This is a genomic window from Nitratireductor sp. ATLC21 (assembly GCF_057196525.1).
Map to the genome: position 1 here is coordinate 1,570,254 of NZ_JBXUOU010000001.1, position 23,602 is coordinate 1,593,855.

Annotated in this window: 17 protein-coding genes; 6 read left to right on the forward strand and 11 right to left on the reverse strand. The window is 58.7% G+C overall.

The window, feature by feature from the left end; genetic code table 11:
* Positions 1 to 5 precede the first annotated feature (5 nt).
* The 5 genes from AC2CHD_RS07600 to AC2CHD_RS07620 form a co-directional block, all read right to left on the reverse strand.
* Positions 6 to 857 carry an ABC transporter ATP-binding protein gene (locus tag AC2CHD_RS07600; RefSeq protein WP_484553152.1) on the reverse strand — a complete coding sequence of 284 codons (852 nt, stop codon included), beginning with the start codon at positions 855 to 857 and terminating at the stop codon, positions 6 to 8.
* Between the two features lie 16 nt (positions 858 to 873).
* Positions 874 to 1,695: an ABC transporter permease gene (locus AC2CHD_RS07605; protein WP_484553153.1), complete on the reverse strand. Its 822-nt coding sequence runs from the start codon at positions 1,693 to 1,695 to the stop codon at positions 874 to 876.
* A 77-nt stretch (positions 1,696 to 1,772) separates the two neighbouring features.
* Complete coding sequence (locus AC2CHD_RS07610; RefSeq protein ID WP_484553154.1) at positions 1,773 to 2,774, reverse strand: ABC transporter substrate-binding protein; 1,002 nt, start codon at positions 2,772 to 2,774, stop codon at positions 1,773 to 1,775.
* Positions 2,775 to 2,826: 52 nt separating this feature from the next.
* Positions 2,827 to 3,588, reverse strand: a complete 762-nt coding sequence (locus tag AC2CHD_RS07615) for an ABC transporter permease (RefSeq protein WP_484553155.1) — start codon at positions 3,586 to 3,588, stop codon at positions 2,827 to 2,829.
* An 8-nt stretch (positions 3,589 to 3,596) separates the two neighbouring features.
* Positions 3,597 to 4,433: an IclR family transcriptional regulator gene (locus AC2CHD_RS07620; protein ID WP_229448197.1), complete on the reverse strand. Its 837-nt coding sequence runs from the start codon at positions 4,431 to 4,433 to the stop codon at positions 3,597 to 3,599.
* 675 nt (positions 4,434 to 5,108) lie between these two features.
* On the opposite strand from AC2CHD_RS07620, the gene AC2CHD_RS07625 reads away from it, so the two are divergent.
* From AC2CHD_RS07625 to AC2CHD_RS07645, 5 genes are all read left to right on the forward strand, one after another.
* Positions 5,109 to 6,002 (forward strand): glycosyltransferase, encoded by an 894-nt coding sequence (locus AC2CHD_RS07625; protein WP_484553156.1) that lies wholly within the window; start codon positions 5,109 to 5,111, stop codon positions 6,000 to 6,002.
* A 54-nt stretch (positions 6,003 to 6,056) separates the two neighbouring features.
* On the forward strand, positions 6,057 to 6,896 hold the full coding sequence (locus AC2CHD_RS07630) for an amidohydrolase family protein (RefSeq protein WP_484553157.1): 840 nt from the start codon (positions 6,057 to 6,059) through the stop codon (positions 6,894 to 6,896).
* Positions 6,897 to 7,071: 175 nt separating this feature from the next.
* Entirely contained in the window at positions 7,072 to 9,186 is a 2,115-nt protein-coding gene (locus AC2CHD_RS07635) for an AMP-binding protein (RefSeq protein ID WP_484553158.1), read from the forward strand.
* On the forward strand, positions 9,183 to 11,069 hold the full coding sequence (locus AC2CHD_RS07640) for a beta-ketoacyl synthase N-terminal-like domain-containing protein (RefSeq protein ID WP_484553159.1): 1,887 nt from the start codon (positions 9,183 to 9,185) through the stop codon (positions 11,067 to 11,069). The genes AC2CHD_RS07635 and AC2CHD_RS07640 overlap by 4 nt, the downstream gene beginning before the upstream one ends.
* Positions 11,069 to 15,172 (forward strand): SDR family NAD(P)-dependent oxidoreductase, encoded by a 4,104-nt coding sequence (locus AC2CHD_RS07645; RefSeq protein ID WP_484553160.1) that lies wholly within the window; start codon positions 11,069 to 11,071, stop codon positions 15,170 to 15,172. Before AC2CHD_RS07640 ends, AC2CHD_RS07645 begins: the two co-directional genes overlap by 1 nt.
* A gap of 33 nt (positions 15,173 to 15,205) precedes the next feature.
* Here AC2CHD_RS07645 and AC2CHD_RS07650 read toward each other — a convergent pair whose 3' ends face one another.
* The 6 genes from AC2CHD_RS07650 to AC2CHD_RS07675 all read right to left on the reverse strand — a co-directional run bounded on the left by AC2CHD_RS07650 (position 15,206) and on the right by AC2CHD_RS07675 (position 22,533).
* Positions 15,206 to 16,903: a polyketide synthase gene (locus AC2CHD_RS07650; RefSeq protein ID WP_484553161.1), complete on the reverse strand. Its 1,698-nt coding sequence runs from the start codon at positions 16,901 to 16,903 to the stop codon at positions 15,206 to 15,208.
* Positions 16,890 to 17,939 carry a MupA/Atu3671 family FMN-dependent luciferase-like monooxygenase gene (locus AC2CHD_RS07655; RefSeq protein WP_484553162.1) on the reverse strand — a complete coding sequence of 350 codons (1,050 nt, stop codon included), beginning with the start codon at positions 17,937 to 17,939 and terminating at the stop codon, positions 16,890 to 16,892. The genes AC2CHD_RS07650 and AC2CHD_RS07655 overlap by 14 nt, the downstream gene beginning before the upstream one ends.
* A 202-nt stretch (positions 17,940 to 18,141) precedes the next feature.
* The gene (locus AC2CHD_RS07660; protein ID WP_229448183.1) at positions 18,142 to 19,077 is read right to left on the reverse strand and encodes a sugar ABC transporter substrate-binding protein; all 936 of its coding nucleotides are present in this window, start codon (positions 19,075 to 19,077) and stop codon (positions 18,142 to 18,144) included.
* Positions 19,074 to 20,066, reverse strand: coding sequence for an ABC transporter permease (locus tag AC2CHD_RS07665; protein WP_484553163.1), 993 nt, complete (start codon positions 20,064 to 20,066; stop codon positions 19,074 to 19,076). Before AC2CHD_RS07665 ends, AC2CHD_RS07660 begins: the two co-directional genes overlap by 4 nt.
* Positions 20,066 to 21,064 (reverse strand): ABC transporter permease, encoded by a 999-nt coding sequence (locus AC2CHD_RS07670; RefSeq protein ID WP_229448180.1) that lies wholly within the window; start codon positions 21,062 to 21,064, stop codon positions 20,066 to 20,068. Before AC2CHD_RS07670 ends, AC2CHD_RS07665 begins: the two co-directional genes overlap by 1 nt.
* Entirely contained in the window at positions 21,061 to 22,533 is a 1,473-nt protein-coding gene (locus AC2CHD_RS07675) for a sugar ABC transporter ATP-binding protein (RefSeq protein WP_484553164.1), read from the reverse strand. Before AC2CHD_RS07675 ends, AC2CHD_RS07670 begins: the two co-directional genes overlap by 4 nt.
* Before the next feature lie 381 nt (positions 22,534 to 22,914).
* Here AC2CHD_RS07675 and AC2CHD_RS07680 point away from each other — a divergent pair, with 381 nt between their 5' ends.
* Complete coding sequence (locus tag AC2CHD_RS07680) at positions 22,915 to 23,589, forward strand: GntR family transcriptional regulator (RefSeq protein ID WP_229448177.1); 675 nt, start codon at positions 22,915 to 22,917, stop codon at positions 23,587 to 23,589.
* Positions 23,590 to 23,602 lie beyond the last annotated feature (13 nt).

The window sequence follows — 23,602 nt, forward strand, 5'->3', positions numbered from 1 at the left end:
CCGCGCTAGAATTTGTAAACGCCGAGTTTCTCGAAGATCCGATAGATTCTTTCGGCATATTTCGAGAACTCGGGATACTCGCCCAGATGGGCCGGACGCGGACGCGGCAGATCGATGACGATCTCCTCGACGATGGTGCCGGGGCTCTTCGACATGACCAGTACACGATCCGAAAGCCCAACCGCCTCCTCAATGGAGTGGGTGATGAACAGCACCGTCTTGCGTGTTTCGAGCCAAAGCATTTCCAGATCATGCCGGATCTGGGTGCGTGTGATCGCGTCGAGCGCGCCGAAAGGCTCGTCCATCAGCAGCATCGAGGGATCGTGAACGAGTGCCCGCGCAATGGAAACGCGTTGACGCATACCGCCGGAGAGCTGCCACGGATACCGGTTTTCCGCCCCTGTGAGACCGAGCCGCGCAAACAGCGCATCAGCCCGCTCTCTAAACTTGGCCTTATCGAGCCCCCTGATCTCCTGCTGCAGCATGACATTGTTGATGGCAGTGCGAAAATCCAGAAGCAGATGATCTTGAAAGACGATCCCGATCTCCGAAATGGGTGCCGTAAGCGGTTTCCCGTCGATCTCCACCGAACCGGCACTCGGTGGTTCCAGCCCGGTGACGAGAAGCATGGTCGTGCTCTTTCCGCAGCCGGAGGGTCCGATGATGGATACGAACTCCCCCGGCTTTATATCCAGATCAATGGGCCCGAGCGCGTGGAATGCGTTTTCCCCGCTTCCGAAGACTTTTGTCAGCCCCTTGGCATGGATCGAGACGCCCGTGGCGTTCGCCTCGCCAACCGGATGCACCAGCCCGGAAGGAGTGCTGGGTTTCATGTCTGCCATGGTCGTGTCCGTCATTGTCTTTTGTCCGGGTTCAGTGTCTGGACCACGGCATCAGCCATTGCCCTATCATGCTCATTGCACCGTTGAAGATCAGCGCGACGATCGCTGCAGCCACCAGCCCGGAAAACATCAGTGTCATGTCCATAAAGGCCGAGGCCCGCACGATCATGAAGCCCAGACCTTTGTTCGAAGCGATGAATTCGGCGATGATGACGCCCTCCACCGCCTTCACCACGCCGATCTTCATGCCTGAAAAAATGTGAGGCATGGCGGCGGGCAGCCTGACCTTCCAGAACGTCTGCCATGAACTCGCGCCCATGGACCGAGAAATGTAGAAAAGGCGACGGTCGACCAACCGGAAGCCCGACATGGAGTCGACCAGAACCGGAAAGAAACTCATCAGGAAAACGATCAGCGCGGCCACCAGCGGGCCAATCCCGAACCAGATGATCAGGATGGGCCCGATCACCGTCTTGGGCATGATGTTCAAAAACACGATGACGGGATAGAGGCCTCGCTCCAGCGCACCGACCGAAACAATCGCCAGGGCCAGTGGGATCGCCACCACCACACCAAGGGCAAAACCCTCCACGATTGTGAGTGAAGTCCAGAATGCATGTCCGGCGATCAACACCCGATCTGTATAAAGCCGCGCCAGGAAATCTGAAGGCTTGGGCGCGAGCCATATGGGCACCTCGAAGAAGCGGAGCGCTATCTCCCACGCGCCGAGCAGAAACAACACCGCGACCGTTCCGATGAGAACGGACGACAAATAGGAACCGCCGAACGCCGCCATCAAGCGCGCGCGCGTACCTGACCGTGCCGGTGCCATGGCAGAAGCTGTTTGCGACATGCCTTATGAAACTTTCCGCGTGAGAGTGATGTCCGGGCGCCTCACACGCCCGGACCGGAGGTTACGAACGACATGCCTCAGGGGCAGGTCACCGGCGTTTCCGGCAGATAGTCGAGCGTATAGTAATCGGTTACCGGCTTGGTGTCGGGAAGGTTCATGGCCGAGGTCATGACCCCGTACATGGTTTCCCAGGTTTCCGCATCCGTCACACCGATGGCGTCACCGGCCCCGCCTGGACAAACCGAGGCAAAGCTGAACTTGGCCGACTGAAGGAGGTTCTCCTTGGAATGGGCGGTCTCGGGGAAAATCTCGAGCAGCGCATCGACGGCGGCTTCCGGATCCTTCATTGCTTCCTGCCAGCCCAGCGCCGTTGCTTCGACAAAGCGTTTGTAGACATCAGGGTTGGCTTCAAGTTTGTCTTCACGGGCCACCAAGGCGAGGCTCGCGATCGGAACACCATTGTTGTAGAAATACATATTGCCCGCCTCGATGCCCTGGGCGGCAAGAGGCACAACAATGTTTTCCGGCGTTTGCGACACCGCGTCGACCTGTTTGGATGTCAAAAGGCCGATAAATGCGCTTTCAGCCGCCGAGACGATTTCTACCTGAGACTCTTCGATACCGTTTGCCCGCAGGAAGACCGGGATGAGCGGAAGCATGGCGGATCCGGCAGAAACCGCCAGCTTTTTGCCGATAAGGTCTTTCGGTTCCTTGATGCCTGAATCGGCCAGATACTGGATACCGAACTGACCGGACTTCCAGATGGTGGCGATGATCCTGATCGGCGCCCCCTGGGCGGCCACATTCAGTGTCGCGCCGGTATCGGCATAGCCAAGCTCGGTTTGCCCGGTCGCCACGAGCTGCGCTGCAACAGCGGAGCCGCGCCCCTCCGTCAAGGTGACATCAAGATTATGGTCCTTATAGATTCCCTTGGACTGAGCCACCGCAAAACCGAGATGGGCCGAATCCGCCGTCCAGTTCATCTGCATCTGCAGCTTGTCCTGCGCCGACACGGAAACCCCACCGGCGAGCAGTGCGAACATCGCCCCCGCCGCCACATGCTTCAATCTGAATTGCATTTTCTTCCTCCCTTTTGTTTATCGTGATGACTGCCTGCCGACCACGAACCGCTCAGCGACGCTGCCAGGGCAGCAATGCCCGTTCGGCCAGTTCCATCCCCCAACTGAGCAGAACGCCGATCATCGAACCGACCACAAGCACCGCAAAGATGAGTGATGTGTCGGAATCATCCATGCCACGCAGGACCAGATACCCAAGCCCGTTCTGCGAGTTCATCCACTCCACGACGATGACCACTGTGACCGCAATGACAACGGTGATCTTGAACCCTGAAAAAATGCTGGGTGCCGCCGAAGGCAGTTCGAACAACCGGAATGTCTGCCACCATGAGGCCCCGACCGAGCGACTGAGATAGTACTGCCGCGGATCGATCGACTTAAAACCGGTCACGCTGTCGACCAAAATCGGAAAGAAAGTGATCAACGCTGTGAGCAGTATCTTCGGGAAATCGGCAAAGCCGAACCAGACCAGCATCAGCGGAGCCAAAGTGATCTTCGGCAACCCCTGGATGAACACGACCAGCGGATAAAGCACCTGCTCGGCGAGACGGAATTTCGCTATCAGGTAACCGAGCACGACACCGGGTATGGCACCAGCGACAAATCCGTAGACGATGAGCCTCGTCGTCACGAGCGCGTGGTATCCCAGTCTCTGATAATCCTCCACGATGCGCGAGAGAAACTGCGATGGCGCGGGCAAGACGTAAACCGGAACCTGCAGCGCCCTGACCAGCACCTCCCACACCAGCAAAAGACCGGCGAACCAGAGGACCGGCTCCAGAACGCGCTGCGATATCGGGTTGCGTCGCATCATTTTCCGCCTCAAACGTCCGCAGGGACCGGCGAGCGCGGTGCAGCCACAGCCGGTTGGTAGCCGCGCTGACGGCTGCGCAAAGACCAGATTTCAGCAACCTCGACGGCAGCCTTCTTCAGAGCGGTCGCAAGCTCTTCATAACGCTCGGGCGTGATGCGCACGAGAGGGCCGGCGACGCTCATCGTTCCAGCCACCGGCGCATCAGGCCCCACCCCGTTGAAGAAGGGCACGGCCACAGCGCCGGTCCCCGCTTCGGCTTCTTCCACGGAGACCCCGTATCCGCGCTCGCGCGTTTCTGCGAGGCGGGCGCGGAATTCATCAACATTGGTGGCGCTGTTTGGCCCCAGCGGCCGCCGTGCGCCGAACCCGCGGGAGCAGACTATGCGCAGCGCCTCCGATTCCGGCAAAGTGGAAAGCCAGGCCTTGCCGTTGGCGGTGGCATGCAAAACGATCTCCTGCCCCATCTCGGGGTCGTAGCGCAGCCCCGTGACCGCACCCTGGGCACGAGCGACCCAGACAAGGTCCTCGCCCTCGACAATCGCCAGACGGCAATATTCGCGCGTCTCGCGTGCCAGCTTGTCCAGAACCGACTGGACCACGTCAGGCACCGCGCGCACATCAAGATTGCGGAAGGCGAGAGTGCTCATGCGGAGAGAGAGCGCATAACGTTGGGTTCCGCTGTGCTGCAACACCCATCCTCGAGAGACAAGTGTTGTCAGCGTGCGATGAACCGCGCTTGCCGGCATGCCCAGCCGGTTCGCGAGATCCGTCAGTTCGATCGGATCGCGCTCGCCAGCGAGCGCTTCCAGCATCGTCAAGCAACGATCTATAGCGGCTACAGTCAACCATTCCTCCCAGGTCGAATTGGATTATACAACATCAAATTCCAAATTGGAATACGATTCCATTTTTCAAACAACCATGGGTGCGCACTTGATGCTTCCATGTGTCTCCGACGGCGACAGAATGCTCCATATTGAAGATTCGCAATTCCGTCGGGAGAGAGTTTAACGCCTACCCCACATGACTTTGAAGGTTTGCTGTTAGCGATCGCCGCACGCACTTACCCCAGATCTCAACGTTTCAGAGCATTTTCTCCACAACACGAAACAGGCCGCGAACGGCGCCACGTTCTCGCGAAATGCCCTCCCTCCGCTCCAAGAAAAAGAAAACACCACCTGCGTCCGCTTGATGTCATGGGGATCGCGTGTGTTCCGGCGGGAAGAGCGCGCTACAGCGAACAGTTTCAAGAGTGGTCACCAGTTCGAAGAGGCAGGACTGACACCCCTTCGATGGCACTTCCACGGATCGATGCACACGCGGCGGCCACATAAGCGAAAACGCTTCACCACCGCCCACCCGATCGATGGTGCAGCAGAACCTGGCGGGGGTGTGCCTCTCCCGAGGATCGTTGACACGCACCACAAAATGCACATTAATATATTAGAATTTCAATATGAGACCTTCCGGATCAACGCCGCGAAGGACTGCATCATCGTTCGTGGGAGGACAGAATTTACATGCAGAACAACAAGACATTCGCTGCGAGCGTCATCGTGCCGACTTACAATCGCAGGGAGCTGCTCTCCAAGACAATCCAGTCTCTGCTCGCGAGCGATTTGCCCAGTGACGCCTTCGAAATCATCATCGTTGATGATGGTTCGTCAGATGGCACCTACGACCTCGTTCACGAGTTCATCGGGAAGGCAGACTGCCAGATTCGCTATATCTACCAGAAAGATGAGGGGTACCGGCTGTCACGGGCAAGAAATCTCGGCATCCAGATGGCAGAGGGAAATGTCTGCGTTCTTCTGGATTGCGGGGTCATTGTTTCGCAAGGATGTATCCGGGCTCATATCGAGGCGCATTCCGAGCCTGGCCGCCTCGTCCTCGGCTATGTCTTTGGCTTCAGCAACACGGGCGACGACGACGAGAAACTAAGCGAGGCGCTGGAGGCTTCACTCGATCTCGACAATGTTGAGGCCACGCTTCAGCTCTTCCGCTCGCAGGGGCTCTTTCCGGATATGCGCGAGCGCACCTACCAGAAGTTCGGTGAACGACTTATGGATCTGCCCGCGCCATGGGCCATATCCTGGGGCTGCAACCTTTCCATCCACCGTCAGACACTGGGCCAGCGCTTCCGTTTTGACGAGAATTTCAAAACCTGGGGAGCTGAAGATCTCGATTTCGCGTTGGCTCTCTTCCAGGAAGGAGTTGAGTTCAGGCTCTGCCGCGACGCCAGTTCCATACATGTTCCCCACAACAAATCCCACGAAGTCAATTCAACCTCTTCACGGCCAAACAAGATCTACCTCCATGGCAAGTTCCAGCGCATGGAAACGGAAATGCTGATCGACGTGCAATCGTTCGACCTTAACGATGCATTGGCGGAGCAACGCAGCGCCGGGGGATAGCAGGAGGATAAACGCTGAAATTGTCAGCCTGTCTGCAGTTTTCCCGGAGAGACCATGTTCGTCGACGCACATCATCATTTATGGGCCAAGGCCCGCGGCGACTATCCTTGGATGGACGGCGCCCCTGAAATTCTCCAGAGGGATTACCTGGCCGCCGACCTTGCACCGCTGTTTGGGCGGTTCGGCATCGAGCGGTCGGTGCTCATACAGGCGGCACCGACCCAGGAGGAAACCGATTTTCTACTCAACATTGCGGAAGAGACAGATTTTATCGCCGGCGTGGTGGGCTGGCTGGACATGGAAGACGAGACCTTCCCCGAACGGCTCGCATACTATGCCAGGAAACCGAAATTCGTCGGGGTGCGGCCGATGCTTCAGGATATTGCCGACGACGACTGGATCCTGAGCCCGGCAGTCATGCGGGCATTGAGGGAGGTGGCAAAGCACGGTCTCGCTTTCGATGTCCTTATCTATCCAAGGCACCTGCCGCAGATCGTGAAAATGCTCGAGCAGTTACCCGAACTGCGCGCTGTCATCGACCATCTTGCAAAACCACCCATCGCCAAAGGCATATGCACCAGCTGGCGCGACGGCATCGAAAAGGTGGCGGCATTCAAGAACGTTTACTGCAAGATTTCCGGCATGATCACCGAAGCGGATCCTGATGGCTGGACCGTTGACGATCTGCGCCCTTTTGTTGCTCACACCGTTAAGATGTTTGGTCCCGAGCGGCTCATCTTCGGGAGCGACTGGCCGGTCTGTCTGACGGCTGGAAACTACTCAGACGTGCTGGCTGCAACGATGGCGGCACTCCCGCGGGAATTGGCGCATGATCGCCGCATCTTCGGAGAGAACGCGATCCGGTTCTACGACCTCAAGCACGAGGTCACCTAACCCGCTCATTCAAGAATACCGCCCGCAAAACAAGCCGACGGCATGCATGCGGTTTACAACAATAATTCTATTATATTAGTGTAATTGATGGGCAGATCGGTCAAGCGGCCGAAAGCCCCGCTGTAGCGAGGACGACAGCGGGAGAGCCCGGCCGGTCACAGGAGGAGAAGACCGCATGCAGACCAGCTTGCCTGAATCCGTCGTTCACGTGGTTCGCGACAACGCACAAAAGCTCGGTCGAAAAACCGCCTATGTGAATCTGAAAAACGGTGTCGAGGAACAGGGCCATCTTGGGTATGAAGAGCTTGACGCCACATGCCGTCGCATTGGTGCGGCGCTTCAAAGGCGAAACGCAGCCGGCGAGCGGATCATGCTCCTGTTTCCACAGGGCTCCGAGTTTGTGGTGGGGTTCCTTGCAACCTTGTTCGGGGCGGCCATCGCCGTGCCGGCTCATACGCCGAAACCCAACAAGCGGAGCTGGGCGACATTCGAAGCGATCGTGGCGGATTGCCAGCCTCGCTATATCCTCACCTGTCGTTCGATCCGCGACAACATCGTGGCATGGTCCCAGCCCTATCCTTCCATTCGCGCGCTCGACCTCTTGTGCATTGAGGACCTCGCGGAGGAACACGAAGCCAGCGACTGGACGCCGGTTTGGCCGGCGCAGAAGGACATCGCTTTTTTGCAATACACATCCGGCTCCACGAGCAGCCCGAAGGGGGTGATGGTCAGTCACGGCAATCTCATGCACAATGCCGGTCTCACCGCGCGCCACATGGGCCATGACGAGACAACGGTCATCGTCAGCTGGCTGCCGCTGTTTCACGATCTTGGGCTGATCGGCATTGTCATCCAGACGCTGTTTGTCGGTGCCACCTGCTACATGATGAGCCCCGCCGCCTTTAGCGGCAATCCGGCACTCTGGCTTCAAGCGATCAGTCGATACCGCGCAACCACAAGCATGTCCTCCGATTTCGGATACAGGCTCTGCGTCAAGTCCATCCGACCCGAGCAGCTCGACGGCGTGGACCTTAGCTGCTGGCGCAACGCCCTCAACGCCGCCGAACCGATTTATGCGTCCACGCTCAGAAGCTTTCAGGATCGGTTTGGCCCCTACGGCTTTTCGCCTGAAGCCTTCTTTCCAGCCTATGGACTTGCTGAGGCGACACTTCTCAGCACCACGTCGCGTGTGGGGGAACCCCCGGTCCTCCTATCCGTGAACAAGGAGGCATTGGCAGCCGGCCGTCTGAAACCGGTTGGCCAGGAAGGAAACGCGGTCGAACTGGTCAGTTCGGGTCGCCCGGCGAGCGATATGGAAATAGCCATCGTCAATCCGGATACCCACTTGCGCTGCAAGGACGCCGAGATCGGCGAAGTGTGGGTCAGCGGTGACAGCATTACCACCGGTTACTGGCAAGCGCCCGAGGCAAGCGCAGCGACGTTTGGCCAGAGCCCTGCCGGAGAAGACAACCCGCACTTCATGCGCACCGGCGACCTCGGCTTCCTTCAAGATGGTGAGCTTTACATTGCCGGACGCTTGAAAGACATCATCATCATGCGCGGGCGGAACATCTATCCGCAGGACATTGAACTGACGGTGAAAGACTGCCACCCCGCTTTCCGCACCGTGAACGGCGCAGCCTTTGCCATCGATGGCGACGATGGCGAGACAATTGCCGTTGTGCACGAGATCGAGCGCACCGCGCGTCATACGACCGATCTTGGCGAGCTGGAGCGTGTGGTACGCGATGCGGTTTGGCGCAACCATGACGTCACGCTTTCCGACATCATTTTCATACCCCCGGCCTCCCTTCCGAAAACCACGAGCGGCAAGGTCCAGCGCCGCCTCACCCGGGTTCTCTATCTGGCAGGTCAGATCAAGCCGCTCCCCAATAAAAAGGGACGGTGTGAAGAAACGCATCCAGCAGCGGGCCACGCAAAGAGCGCCAGTGAAATAGAGGCGGGTCTGATGCAGCAGCTTCGCGCCCTGCTGGGCGACCAGGCTGGCCGTTTCTCCGCCGAGGACAGCTTTGGTGCGATCGGCATCGATTCGGTTCTGGCCGCCCGCTTTGTCACCGCCCTCAATACGGATCTCGATCTGGCGCTGGATCCGACAATTGTCTGGGAGCACTCAACACCCGCCCTTCTCGCGCGTCATCTTTCCGCATCTGGAACAAATCACATCGCCCCACCGAAGACGCCGGATGGTTCAGCGCGACAGGACATGGTTCAGGCCCTGAAAAACGCTCTTGGTGGTGAAATCCGCGAACGTCAGAGCGAACCTGAATGAGCACCGCCTTTGACCCGACAAGCCAAACCGCGACCGAGCCGATCGCCATTATCGGCTGCAGCGCGCGGCTCCCCGGCGCTTCGGACCTGGATGCTTTTTGGGACAATCTTGTCGCCTGCAAGAGCAGTGTGGGGCCACTGCCCCCGACCAGAACGGAGCATCCCAAACTGGCAAATGCCGGTTTTTTGGACGACGTGACAGGCTTTGATGCCGGCTTCTTCGCCATCACGGAGGAAGAAGCCCGGCTCATGGATCCTGTGCAGCGGCTTTCTCTGGAAACAGCTTGGCACTGTGTCGAAGAAGCAGGATGGCGCCCCAGTGACCTTGCAAAAAGCGAAACCGGCGTGTTTGTCGCCACCGGCAAATCGGACTACGAAGAACACATTCACAGGGCGGGGATCACCCCGACCGGATTTCTGCCTACCGGTGTCGCCAGCGCCATCATCGCGAACCGCATATCCTTCGCTCTCGGGCTGACGGGCCCCAGTATCACGCTTGACACCGCGTGCTCCGGCTCGCTGACAGCTCTTCACCTTGCCGCCCAGGCCCTCCGCAATGGGGATTGTTCAACAGCACTGGTCGGCGGCGCCAATGTAATCTTGAGTGACACACTTACCGAGGGGCTGGCGCATGAGGGGACGGTGAGCCCCGATTTCCAGACACGAAGCTTCGATGCGACGGCAAATGGATATGCCCGCGGTGAAGGGGTGATTTTCCTGCTGTTGAAACCGTTAAGGGCAGCCGAAGCGGATGGCGATCATATTCACGGCCTACTGCTCGCCTCGGCAATCTCCCATGGCGGGCGCGCCAATTGGCTGACTGCTCCCAATGCGATCGCCCAGCAGAATCTGGTGACAAAGGCCTGGCAACGGGCATGCGTCCCACCACACACGATAACCTATGTCGAGGCGCATGGAACAGGCACATCGCTCGGGGATGCCATCGAGTTCAATGCGATCCGCAAAGCCGACGACGCTCTGCTTGTCGGCGAGACATCCGCGCAACACCCTTCCTGTTTGGTTGGCTCGGTAAAACCCAATGTCGGCCACCTGGAAGCAGCCTCCGGGCTGGCAGGCGTTCTCAAGGTTCTCCTTTCCATGAAACATGGAAAAATCCCCGGCAACCCTTACCTGACCACACCCAACCCACTGTGCAAGATTGCCGGCGGTCGCCTGCGCCTTGCCCACCGGACGCAGGATTGGCCGCGCGTCACGGACGAAACCGGGTCTCCCCTGCCGCGGCGTGCAGGGGTTAGCGCATTCGGTTTCGGCGGTGCATATGGTCACGTGGTGCTGGAGGAGCCACCGGCACCTCCAGCCGGTCCAGGCCGAGACCATATCCTGCCCGTGCTTCCAGTTTCTGCCAACAGCGAGGCAGAACTTACTCACTACGTGCGTAGCCTTGCAGACTTCGCCCAACGGCAAAGCTGCCCCGCGCGCAAGGAAGAACCCGGCACTGCCGTTGGCAAGACCGTTCTCCTCGAGGATTTTCTGTTCACCTTTCAGGTCGGCCGTATTGCCCTCCCGCGGCGCGCTGCCTTTCTAGGCACAACATGGACATCACTGCACGAAGTTCTACGCCAATGGCTCGATGGCCGCGAAGACACGCGCATCATTTCGCCTGACGTCGACACGCCGTCGGATGACGAGTTGGAGAGACTTGCCATCGCCTTTGCCCAACAATGGGTCGCTGGGCAGAAACGAGACTTTAGCACGCTATACGATGGCCGGGGCGCGGGCCGCGTTTCCGCCCCTGTCTATCCGTTTTCGCGAAGCCGCTACTGGTTCTCAGAAGGCGAGGCAACCTCATCCGATCACCAAAGAGAGGAAATGGATGTCGCGCCTTCCGAAAGCAGCATCCACTTCACGGCAGGAGACCGTTGATGAATACCGATATGTCATGCGCCCGGTCGGCTCAAATCCTGCAGGAGATCGAACGCCTTGCCGCAACAGTTCTAGAGTCGGCACAGACCAACCTCGACACAGACGAGCCTCTCGGAAATCTGGGATTTGATTCCGCTTCCCTGAAATTGTTCGCCAAACGCATAACCGAGCATTTTGGTCACCCTGTAGACACGGTGACCCTGTTTACCTTTCCCACACTCGGCGAACTGGCTGACCACCTTAGCGAGGAGGGCGCGGCAAGCGGCAGGGTACAGGAAATCCCCGCCGCTCCGGAAGAGGAAATTGGCCCGGCGCAGACATCTCGCCATGATGTCGCTATCGTCGGAATCTCCTGTCGTCTGCCGGGCGCAGCCAACAAGGAAGCGTTCTGGGAAAATCAGCGTGCTTCGCGCAATGCGGTCACCGAGATACCACGTCGCCGATGGAACTGGCGCGATATCGATGGCGATCCCCTGCGCGAAGACGGGCGTACAGACGTGAAATGGGGCGCGTTCATCGAGGATGAGGAGTGCTTTGCGCCTGAGTTTTTTGGCATCTCCCAGTATGAAGCCGAGTGCATGGATCCACAGCATCGACTGTTTCTGATGAGTGCCTGGGAGGCAATCTGGGACTCGGGCCGCGACCCATCCAAACTTGCCGGTCAATCCGTCGGCGTTTTTGCAGGCGTCCAGTTTCAGGACTACCAAAAACTGCTCGACGCGCGCGGTCTCACCAGCGCTCAGGCCTGCACCGGCAACGCCCATGCGATGATCGCCAATCGGGTCTCTTTTCTGCTCGATGTCAATGGCCCCAGCGCTGCGATCGATACGGCCTGCTCCAGCAGCCTCGTTGCCATTCACAATGCCGTCCAGGCGATCCGACACGGAGAGTGCGACATGGCGCTGGCAGGTGGCGTCAACCTCCTGCTTTCACCGGACATGTTCATCATGGGACGTCAGCTGGGCGTCCTATCGCCAACGGGGCAATGCCGCACCTTTGACGCAAAAGCTGATGGCTATGTCCGGGGCGAAGGCGTAGGCGTGATCCTCCTCAAGCCTTACGGCGACGCATTGCGCGATCGGGATCATATCTACGGCGTGATCCGTGGAAGCGCAGTCAACCATGGTGGCAAGGCCGCCTCGCTGACTGCCCCGAACAGCCGCGCACAGGCGCAGCTCATGCAAGCTGGCTTGCGGGATGCGGGGATGACACCGAATGAGATTTCCTACGTCGAGATGCACGGCACCGGCACTGAACTTGGCGATCCCATCGAGATCGAAGCCGTCAAGAGCGCCTTTCGCGCAAGCCGTACTGCGCAGGCGCTCGCCCCGACACCCTGCGCTGTGGGGTCGGTAAAAACCAATATCGGGCATCTGGAACCCGCTGCGGGTGTGGCTGGTGTCATCAACGTCGTTATGGCGATGCGGCACCGGATGCTGCCGGGCCTGTCGAACTTTCGGTCACTCAATCCGCATATTGTTCTGACAGACGGACTGACACTTCAGGCCGCTCCAGGTCCTTGGCCTGTGAACGACCCTTCCCTTCCGTTGGCAGGCATTGTCAATTCCTTTGGCTTCGGCGGCGCGAACGCCTCACTCGTGATTCAGGAACATCAGACCGCAGATCGGGTGCACGATGCTGCCCACCTTACCCCCGTCTTTGTCCCTCTCGCCGCGCCAACCATGGCTCGGCTGACAAACCACGCAGCAAAATTGGCGGATGCGATAGGATCCTTGAAAGCAGCCGCCGATCCTGTGACCCTTCTGGCCGATATCGCCTTCACACTCCAGCAGCGCGGCGAGAAATGGCCCTGCCGTATTGTGTTGCCCGTATCCAGCCTCAAAGAGCTTGAGGCGGGACTGGAAGCTCTCCGGTCCGGAAGCTTGACCGATGAAGCGATCGTGGGCGATGCGGCGACGGCTGCACGGTTGGGACTGCCCGAGCACGTCTCGGAGTGGCTCGATCGAGCACACTGCGCCTGGCCGGATATGCCTGATGCAAGGCGTCTCTCTCTGCCGATTGCTCCATGGCCGGACCGGAAATGCTGGTTCGAGCCCCGCCCTTCGGACGAACAGCCGTCCGAGCACCCGCACGCCGAACTGATTTATCTTGAACCGTCCTGGACGGAACAACCGGCCGATCCGCAATCGCGCAACTGGCAGCACAAATGCATGTGGGTGATCGGGCGCAGCGATGAACAGCTCGCCGCCTTCGTTCCCGATCTTGAAAGAGAGTGTGCGGGAAAAGCTTCAGTCGTCACTTCTGTCTTCCGTGCACCGAACGCAGGCTTTCAGCCCTCGCTGGACGTCTGGCACCTTTCGGGCGCCGAGCCCGAAGTGATCATCATCTTGCCATCCGAGGGCAAAATTGCATCGGCCCACAGTCTCAGTGAGACAGAACTGGTGTTTGCGCTCGCAAAGGAGCTGATGGACAGAGCGTTCGGACGCGAAATCGATGTCTTCTATGTCGCGCCAGAGGACTTCGGCGCCCACCCGGCCCTCGACGCCATCCCAGCTCTGGCGAAATCAGCCTTCCTGGAAAATGAGCATCTGAGAATCCATACTCTGTATCCGGGGCAAACGACACGAGCAGAAGCTCTGACGATACTTCTGGCGGAGATCAACGCTCGCCCGCCTGCCTCTCCGGTCACGGTGCGCTATAGCCCCTCCCGCTCTGTCCAATCGCTTTCTGAAATCACCCGCGAAACCGCGAAGAATCCCGCGCCTACCTGCTTTTGCGACGGCGGTGTCTACCTCATTCCGGGCGGCGCGGGCGAACTTGGCCTCCGTCTTCTGAAGCAACTGGGAGGCACGGTCGAAGCCACTTTCATTGTGTGCGGACGGACATCCCCCGAACGAGGCCTCCATAAGAGGATCCAAGGCCTCGCAGCCGGTAACTCAAGCCGGTTCATATATCTTCAGTGCGACATCACCGATGGCGCACAGACCAGGCGTCTGATCGAACAGATTGTGAAGGAGCACGGGCATCTCGACGGGGTGTTGAATCTCGTGACAGCCCACAACGATGCCTATCTGTTTCGCAAGAGCTGGCAGGACTTTGCGCGCGTAGCGGCTTCGAAGGTTCAAGGCACGGTCAATCTCGATCAAGCAACTTCAACGCTCAAGCTCGACTTCTTCATGACCTTCTCTTCACTGGCCTCGCTCGGTCTGGCCGGCGGGTCCGACTATGCGTATGGTTGCGCCTTCCAGAATGCCTTCACGACATGGCGCGCGAAGGCGGTTTCAGCGGGGCAACGACACGGCCAAAGCAAGTCACTGTGCTGGTCTCGCTGGAAATGGGACAAATACGTGACCCCGGCGTTTGATGCATGGTTCGAAAACCTTGGCTTCACATTCATTGACCTGAACACCGGAATGACCGCCCTTCAGGAGGCACTGATCCACGAGGGCTGCGAGATCCTGATCCTCCATGGGGCGAAAGATCGTATTTGGACATCCCTCGACCGTGACAGGGCCCTTCTGCGAGGACAGAGCCCGCACACAACTCCCATTTCCTCCGACTTGCAGCCCATTGAAAAGGGCGATGGCCTGCCCTCGCTGCCGACAGCCTCGCTCAACGCATCAACCGACGGCGACGCAAAGCGGGGAAGAGATCATGAGGAATCGCTCGAACGTCTCCTGATCACCATCATCTGCGACTTGCTGAAAATCGAAACGTTGGATGCCAATGCGCGATTTTCCGCCATCGGGCTCGACTCCGTTATGGCCATCCGCCTGATTGTGCTGATCGACAAGGAACTCGGCTACACGCTGACACCAAAAGAAATGCTGAGGCATCAAAGTGTGGCTGAACTGGCTGCATTTCTGGGTGACAAGAACTCCGACAACATTGAAGTTTCGCCATCAGACGACAACACTGCGGCAATCCTGATCGCCAAACTCAAGGCGATGCTGCGTTCCGAGGACATTGCTGCGGATGCGCGCTTCGCCGCAATCGGGGTGGATTCGATCATGGCTGTCAAATTGGCCGCCGAGCTCAAGCGGCAGTTCAATATCGGAATATCGCCACAGTGGTTTGTCCGCTATCCGAGTGTGGATAGCATGGCTGAAGAAATCGAGCGCTGCAGATCTGAGCGGGTGTGAAGCTGGCCGTTTTCCACGTCGCGAAAGCGGCCTTCACAAGCGCAGCGGAGGCAATGGAAAGTGTCTACGCCGCCAGGTGGTCAGCGGCATTGCCACTCTGGACCCGTCCAAGAGACGGCTCCAGTCTCGTTTCTCCCCGGCGCACCATGCGCGAGCATCCCGAAGAAGGGCGTGATCATCGGCGAAGGAGAGGATGTGTTGGTCCGGCTCACTGTCTTGCATCCATTCCGACAGACGTGCGATAGCCTCCTCCCTCGTCGAGGCAAAGACCACCACGCGGTGTGCTTCATGGAAACCGCAGGTCGCGAGCGTGTAGGCGATATCTCTGAGCGATGCATACGGTTCGCCACCATACCAAGTGATGAAACGCTCTACGCGCGCGCGAAGATCCACATGGCTTTCACCGGAGAAAAGAAGCGGAAGCGGATCAGTCGGTTCCGGGATGTCTGCAGTCGGCAAGGCTTCGGCAAGAACGACATGTGCATTGCAGCCGCCGAGCCCATAGGCATGAACACCCGCCATGAATGGTTGATCTTCCGGGGCCCGAAGTGCATCCAGCGGCGTGTTGACCGTGAGGACACGACAAGAGGCGGGATCAAGTTCGTCGTTTTGGATCATTTGCCGATGGGCTCGCGTTGCCGGGATCACTTCGTGGCGCATCGAAAGCACAAGCTTCGCGATCTGCGACAAACCACCTGCCGCCTCCAGAAAGCCGATATTGCCCTTGACCGAACCAATTGCAATGCCGGCGGGAAACACATGCTGAAAGGCGAGCAGTTCGCTGACATCGCCGCCACCGCCATTGCCGTGCGCCTCCACATATCCGATCGCAGCCGGGTCTATACCATGGCGGCTATATGTGTTGCTGATGAGCTCGGCCTGGGCGGCTGCGCTTGGTCGTGTCAGCCCGCCGGACCGTGCGCCCTGATGATTGACACCGGTGGCGCGGATAACGGCGTGAACCGTGTCATGATCGGCGATCGCCCGAGCGAGCGGTTTGATGAGGATCGCCGCAGCTCCCTCGCCAAGGACCTGCCCGCCAGAACGCTCATCGAAGGGAGCGCAATCGCCATTTTCCGCCAGCAAGCCGAGGTCCTGCAGCATGACGAGCCTGCCGGGCTCCAGCAGGAGGCTGACACCGCCGACGATCGCCTGATCGCACTCGCCTTGGCGGATCGCCTCGACAGCGCGGTGAACGGCCACTAGCGCACTCGAACAGGCAGTATCAACCACCTCGCTGGGCCCGTGGAGGTCGAAAGCATAGGAAACGCGATTGGGTACGAGCGAATGCGCGCCCCCCATGGCGAGATACATGCGCGAGATCTCGTCCCAATCGCCTGCACGAGCGTAGAAGTGAAAATCCTGATTATACATGGCGACGAAGACGCCGGTATCGCTGCCGCGAAACGCCTCCGGTCTATAGCCAGCGTGCTCGATTGCCAGCCAGACCTCTTCCAGCATCAGGCGCTGATGGGGATCGATGGTTTCTGCTTCGCGCGGCGACAACTGGAAGAGCGCGTTGTCGAAATCGAAAACGTCATCGAGCACCCCCATGCTGCGTACGGCCACACGATCTTCTGAACACCAGTTCCAGCGTTCTTTTGGGGGCGGTGCGTAGAGCGCATCCCCCCCTATCAGCGAGCGATAATACGCCTCGGCATCCCGGCTGCCGGGAAACCGGCAAGACAGGCCGATGATTGCCATGGCGTCCGTCATATCAGGCAGAGACATCGACGCTTTCAAAGCTCTTTTTCAACTCGGCCAGAAATGGGAGGCTCATGCGGATATCGGGAAGCGAGGGTCCGTAATCCAGAAGGCAGGCGATTTCGTCGACACCGGCCTCACGGGCATTGAGCGCGAACCTGCGCGTGTCCTCCACAGTCCCAAACAAGGCGGCGGTTTGGAAGTAGCGTTCGAATGAATATTCCGCCATGCCATCAATCTCCTCTTCCGAGAGGCTCCGCCCTGCACTGACTGCACCGCCCTGAAGATGGCTGAGAAGGCTGGTTCGGATATATTGCAGGAAGGGTTCGCGAACGGCGCGTTGCACGGTCGCAATGTCGTTGTGCACATAGGTGTGCAGCATCAGGGTCACATTCCCTGCATCCGGGTCGAGTCCTGCCGAGACCCTGCCTTCACGGTAAAGCGCTGTTTTTTCCGCCAGCTGGTCAAGAGATATTCCGGCAAGCATGGTCAGCACGTTCATGCCCATTTCGCCAGCCTTCCGAAAGGTCTCAGGCTGCTTGGTGGCTGTGAGCCAAAGATTGAGATTGGGCTGCACCGGACGCGGATAGGTGATCACTTCCGTTTCAGCACCGGCGCCGTTAGGATAACTTTGGGGGCGCCCACGCCATAGATTTCGTATTTCCTCGATACGCTCCAGCCAGATATTCCGCAGATCCGAATAGGCATTGGGTGCCAGAACGAAATCATTGACGTTCCAGCCGCTCGCCAGTGCGAGATCAACACGGCCATTGGACAGGTGATCAACCATGGACCAGGATTCAACGATGCTGGCGGGATGATGCAGCGGCACCACAGCACTCCCCGCACGCAGGCGGATGTTCTCCGTAATAGAGGCCAGATAAGCCGCCATTACCGCCGGGTTCGGGTAGATGCCGCCCATCGTATGAAAATGCCGCTCCGGGATCCACACGGCCTCGAAGCCGTTCGCATCACCAAAACGCGCAAATTCGGAAATTGCCCCATAGGCGCCACTGGCGTCTTCTGGATAGGAATTCGAGAAGAAGATGAGACTGAATTTCATCGTCGCCCTCCAAAGGAGTTGCGCAATTCAGGCGTGCAGATACACCCGATGAAACTGCATCGGCCATCCGGGACAGGCAGATGCAACAAGAACAAGTTTCGTCTGGCCGGACGAGCAAAAGGGAATGTGAGAGAGCCTTTTGCGCCCGGAGAGCAACGCTCCGGGACATGCCGGCCCGGAAAACCGGGCCGGCAAAACCCGATCAGAATGCCGGCTCGACCGAATCCACGTTTTCCGAAGTCACCACGGTCAACGGTATGGGCAGGCGATCATCGACCTCTTCACCGTCGAGGATTTTGGCGATGGTTTCCGCAGCCAGTTTCCCGTCTTCGGCAGGAGACTGCACGATCGTTGCATACATGTCGCCGACGCGAATGGATTCAAACGCATCCTTCTGTCCGTTGATGCCGACAATCGGAGGCATTTTCTCGGAAGGCTTGGCTTCCTTCCACGCATCGATGAAGCCGCGCGCCATCGTGTCATCATTGGCGTAGACGCCCTGGATCTTGTCGCCGAAACGGGTGATCAGGTCGCGGCTCATCACAAGAGCCTTCTGCTGATCAAAATCCGCATTGACCGTATCCAGAACTTCGATCTTGGAACCGGTCTCCTTCAAACGGTCCATGAAACCGCCGACCCGGCCCAGCGTCGTGCCGTTGCCGGCCTGACCGGCAATGACCACCACTGACCCCTCGCCGCCCATGGCTTCATTGAGCGCATCCGCGGCCATCTCGCCTTCCTCGTACACGTCAGGCCCGGTGAAGGATTTGAGGAACGGCTTTGCGTCATCGCTCACCGGCGAGTTGATGATGATGGCCGGGATATTGGCCTGCTGAGCGCGGGCAAGGCCCGGAATATAGGCCTGCGGATCAAGAGGCCAAAGGATGATGCCATCGACACCACGCGCGACACAGGTGTTGAGCTGCTCCGTACCCTTCTGAACGTCGAAATCCTGACTCAGGCTCAGAATTTCCAGTCCCAATTCTTTTGCGCGGGCCTGCAGCGCTTCGTTGGCCGGCGTCGCATAGGCATGCGAATCCGCCGCGTTAACGTAACAGACGGTCTTGGCATTCGCCCAGCCGGCACTCGCCAGCGTTGCAGCTGCAGCCATGGCAAGAATGAATTTATTCCCAGTCATGCACTTCCTCCTCCTTGAGTGATGGGTTGAACAGCTCTGGCGGGCTCCCGGCCCGTGCCAGGTCTGATATGCACGGTGCGGTCCAACACCACGAGCAGGATCAGGATGCACCCTGACACAACCTGCTGGATGTATGCCGGCACCGACTGGAACTCCATGGCCACGGTCAGCGAGCCGATGGTCAGCACACCACCGAGTGTCCCAAGCGCGGAACCTCGGCCTCCTTCCAACCGGGTACCGCCAACAACCACGGCGGCGATAACCATGACCGTGAGTTCCGATCCGAATACGGGAGAGCCGGTATTGGTCACCAGGCTCTGGAGCACACCGGCCACGCCGGCCATGCCGCCAGCGAACATGAAGCTCAGAAAGATAATGCGCCCCGAGGCGATGCCACTTTCCTTCGCGGCAACGGCATTCGAACCGACTGCAAACACGTTTCGGCCAGGGATCGTCCGGGTAAGCCAAACGTGAAGAAGGACAATCGCCGCCAGGAACAGTGCGCTTCGAATAGAGAATATTTCCAGGTAGGTTTGCGACACCTTGAGCGAGAACATGATGTCTATACCGCTCACCGGCTGGCTGTCGGTGATCCAATGCGCAATCGAGCGGAAGATGAGCATCGTGGCCAGGGTGAGAACGAGCGAATTCACCTTAAGCCCCACGACGAGCAGGCCGTTGACAGCCCCCGCAAGCATTCCCGCCAGAATGCCCACCACGGCTGCCGGTAGAATACCGAGCTGCGGTTGAAGTATGATCGATACGACTCCCGACAGGGCAAAGACCGAGCCCACCGACAGATCAATCTGCCCGGCGATCAGAAGGACCGTGAGCCCGATGGCAATAATGCCAATGGTGGAAGCTCGGTCGAGGCCGAGGTTGAGCGTTGTCAGGCCGAGAAAGCCGGGAACAACGAGCGCCGAGATCAACAGCGTCAGGCCAAGAATGATACCAACCCGATACTGCAAAGCGAGTGCAAGATATCGCATCAACCGCCTCCTCGTTTGCGCAACGCGGCATCCATACCAACCGCGCCGGCAATCAGAATCCCCAGAACGAAGCCCTGAACCGGCGTACGCACGCCCTCAAGCACCATGACATTGGTCAAAAGCTGAACGAAGATCAGCCCGGCAATCGCTCGAGGAACCGAGCCGAAGCCCCCCATGATGGACACCCCGCCGACAACGACAGCCGTGATCGCGCTGAACTCATATCCCGTTCCCACCAGCGGCCGCGCGCTTTGCAAGGTCAGCCCAAGAAGCCCGCCGCTGATGCCTGCTGCAATTCCGGTGATGACGAACGCACCCGCTTTGACCGCGCGCACCGGAACCGCACTCGCCTGAGCGGCGGAATAATTGCCGCCGGTCGCCGTTGTCCAACGGCCCCAATACGACCGTGAAAGGATGAAATGCCCTATCAGAGCGATCACGGCAAAGATGATGACCACCGTCGGAATTCCCAGGATACGCCCTTTCACCAGTTCGGCTGAGGCAGGATTGGTTCCATAGACGATGACGCCGCCGACAGCCGCCTGAACAATGCCCAGACCGACCGTGCCGACGCCAAGCGTCGCAATGATCGGATTGACGCCCGCATATCCAACCAACGCACCATTCAACATGCCGATGACGCCGGCGAGCGCGATCGCGACCACAAATGCCGGGACAGGCCCGATCATCGGCTGCAGGCCGAGCGACAGGATTGCACCACAGGCTATGGTGGCGGGCACGGAAAGATCCGCGAGGCCGCCGACAACCAGGACAAAGGTCATCCCCACCACCACGATGCCGACGATGGACATCGAGGTCAGCACATTCACGAAATTACCGGTCGAGAAAAAGGCGGGATTGGCAATCGAACCATAGGCGATCACGGCAAGGATCGCGATCAGAAGACCTGCGCGCGATGCCAGTTCCGCCACCCAGTTTGCGCGGGTAAAACGTTCAGTCTTCTTCATGCTTTCAGCAGCGGCAACAAGATCGCTCATGCCGCCTCCTCGTCCGTCGCCAGGGTCATGATCTTTTCCTCGCTCAATTCTTCGCGCGACAGCGGCGCGGAAGCACGCCCATCCCGCATGACCACGACGCGATCGCAGACGCCCATCACCTCCGGCAATTCCGAGGAAATCATCAGCACCGCCATGCCTTCGCCGACGAGTCGTCCGATGATGTTGTGGATTTCCGCCTTGGCGCCCACGTCAACGCCGCGCGTCGGTTCGTCCAGAATCAGTACGCTTGGCTTTGCCGCCAACCATTTCGCGATCACCGCTTTCTGCTGGTTGCCGCCTGAAAGGAGATTGATCCGCCGTTCCCCGTCAGGTGGAGAGATTGCGAACTGCTTCACATACTTGCCGGCGAGGGCGCGATCAGCGCTTCCGCTGATGCGTCCAATCCGACTCAGCTTGCGCAGGATCGGCAGGCTTATGTTCTCGCGGATCGTCATTTCCGGAATGATGCCGTCACCCTTGCGATCTTCAGGAACGTAGGCGATGCCGGCCCGGACCGCATCTGCGGGTGTTGCTATCGATAATGTCCGCCCATTCAGGGAGACCTTCCCTTCGACAAGCTTCGAGAGGCCAAAGATCGTCTGCGCCACCTCGGTTCGTCCGGCACCGACAAGGCCGGTGAGCCCCAGAATTTCGCCTGCGCGAACCTCAAAACTGACGTCACGGAAATGTACACCGTCGCTGATATTCTCGACCTTGAGGACCGGCTCTCCAACGGTGGCTGGCGTCTTGGGAAAAACATTGCTGACGTCACGTCCAACCATCAGCCGTATCATTTCAGCCGATGTGATGCCGGAAATGGGGCGTGTCTCGATCATTGCGCCGTCGCGCAGAACGGTCACTTCGTCGGCAATCTGCAGGACCTCTTTCACACGATGGCTGATATAGATGATCGCGATCCCGTCATCCCGCATCTTGCGGAGGATCCGGAACAGTGCCGCCGTCTCATGGTCACTCAGACTGGAGGTCGGCTCATCCAGAACGATGATGCGTGGATTGGCTGCGTAGGCCTTTGCGATCTCGACAAGCTGCTGCTGGCTGATCGAAAGATCGCCCAGCCGCTCGCGGGGCTTTACAACAGCACCAAGCTCTTCAAGTATGGTGGTCGTTCTCGCGATCATTTCACTGCGGTGCAGATATCCCATCCGCCCCGGCATGCGCCCGAGAAAGACATTCTCCGCGACGCTGAGATCGGGCACCAGGTTGATCTCCTGATGCACCATTCGGATGCCGAGAGCCTGGGCATCCGCCGGTCGTCTCATACGCACTTCCTTGTCGGCGATGTGGATGGTGCCGCTGGTCGGAGCATAGGTCCCGTTCAACACCTTCATAAGGGTCGATTTGCCAGCACCATTCTCTCCCACCACAGCATGGACAGTGCCAAACTTGACCTTGAAGTTGACATTGGAGAGCGCCTTGACGCCGGGAAACGTCTTGGTGATGCCTCGCATATCCAATGCACAGTGAGCTTCCGTCATGACCGGTTTGGTCCCCTCCCTTTGAAAGCCAGAGCGTCGCCTCCACAACACTCTGACTAGCGCATGTTATGTTAGTATAACAGTTAACTCAAGCGCGTTTGCCAACGTCCAAGATTCAATTGTGGCCCAAACCACCCTCGTCGCCCATTTGGAATGGAGATGCCACCAGCCTCTCGCGGCCTCTATTGCACTAATATAATAGCGTTGACAAGTGGAATTTGACAGCGCATTTAAGCAGCGCAGCGCTTTGGTCCCCGACCATTGCAAACTGGAACAATGTGTTTGACATACTATAAGGTGTTTGACACGCTAATATAATAATGGCCGTAGGCGAGCCTAGACTGGAACGAACCTATGGATTTCGATCCCTCCACCCTGAACCGCGCCCTGCCGCTCAGGGATCAGATTTATCAGATGATCCGTACCATGATTGTGGGCGGAAAGCTGAAACCTGGCGAACCGATCAACGAAATCGCCATCGCTGAGGCGCTCGGTGTTTCACGAACACCGGTGCGGGAAGCGGTCAAGCGCATCAGTGACGAAGGGATGGTCAAAATCCTCGCTCAGACCGGCACATATGTTGCGCCGATCAGCCGCAAGGATCTGGAAGAAGCCTATGTAATACGGCGTGCGCTTGAAATGGAAAGCGCCCGCCATGCCTCCGCGAACTTTACGGCTTCAGCGGCCGAAGCTCTTGAGGACAACATCGCCGCGCACCGCCGCGCCATTGCGCGCGGCAAATACGCGACCGCCATCCAGCTGGATGATGTTTTCCACCGCACCATTGCAGAGATCAGCGGCTATCCTTCAATCTGGCGTGCGGTTGACATTTCGAAAGCCCAGATGGACCGCGGCCGCTATATCGCCATTCCCAAGCCTGGCTACGGCACTCAGACGATCGAGCAGCACGAGGCTATTCTGGAGGCTCTCAAAAAACACGATGCCGAAGGCGCGGCCAAGGCGATGGAAAGCCACCTGAACACCTCGCTGCAAAACACGCTCGAAGTCGCGATCGATCTCACCGACTGAATTTCCAGCCGAA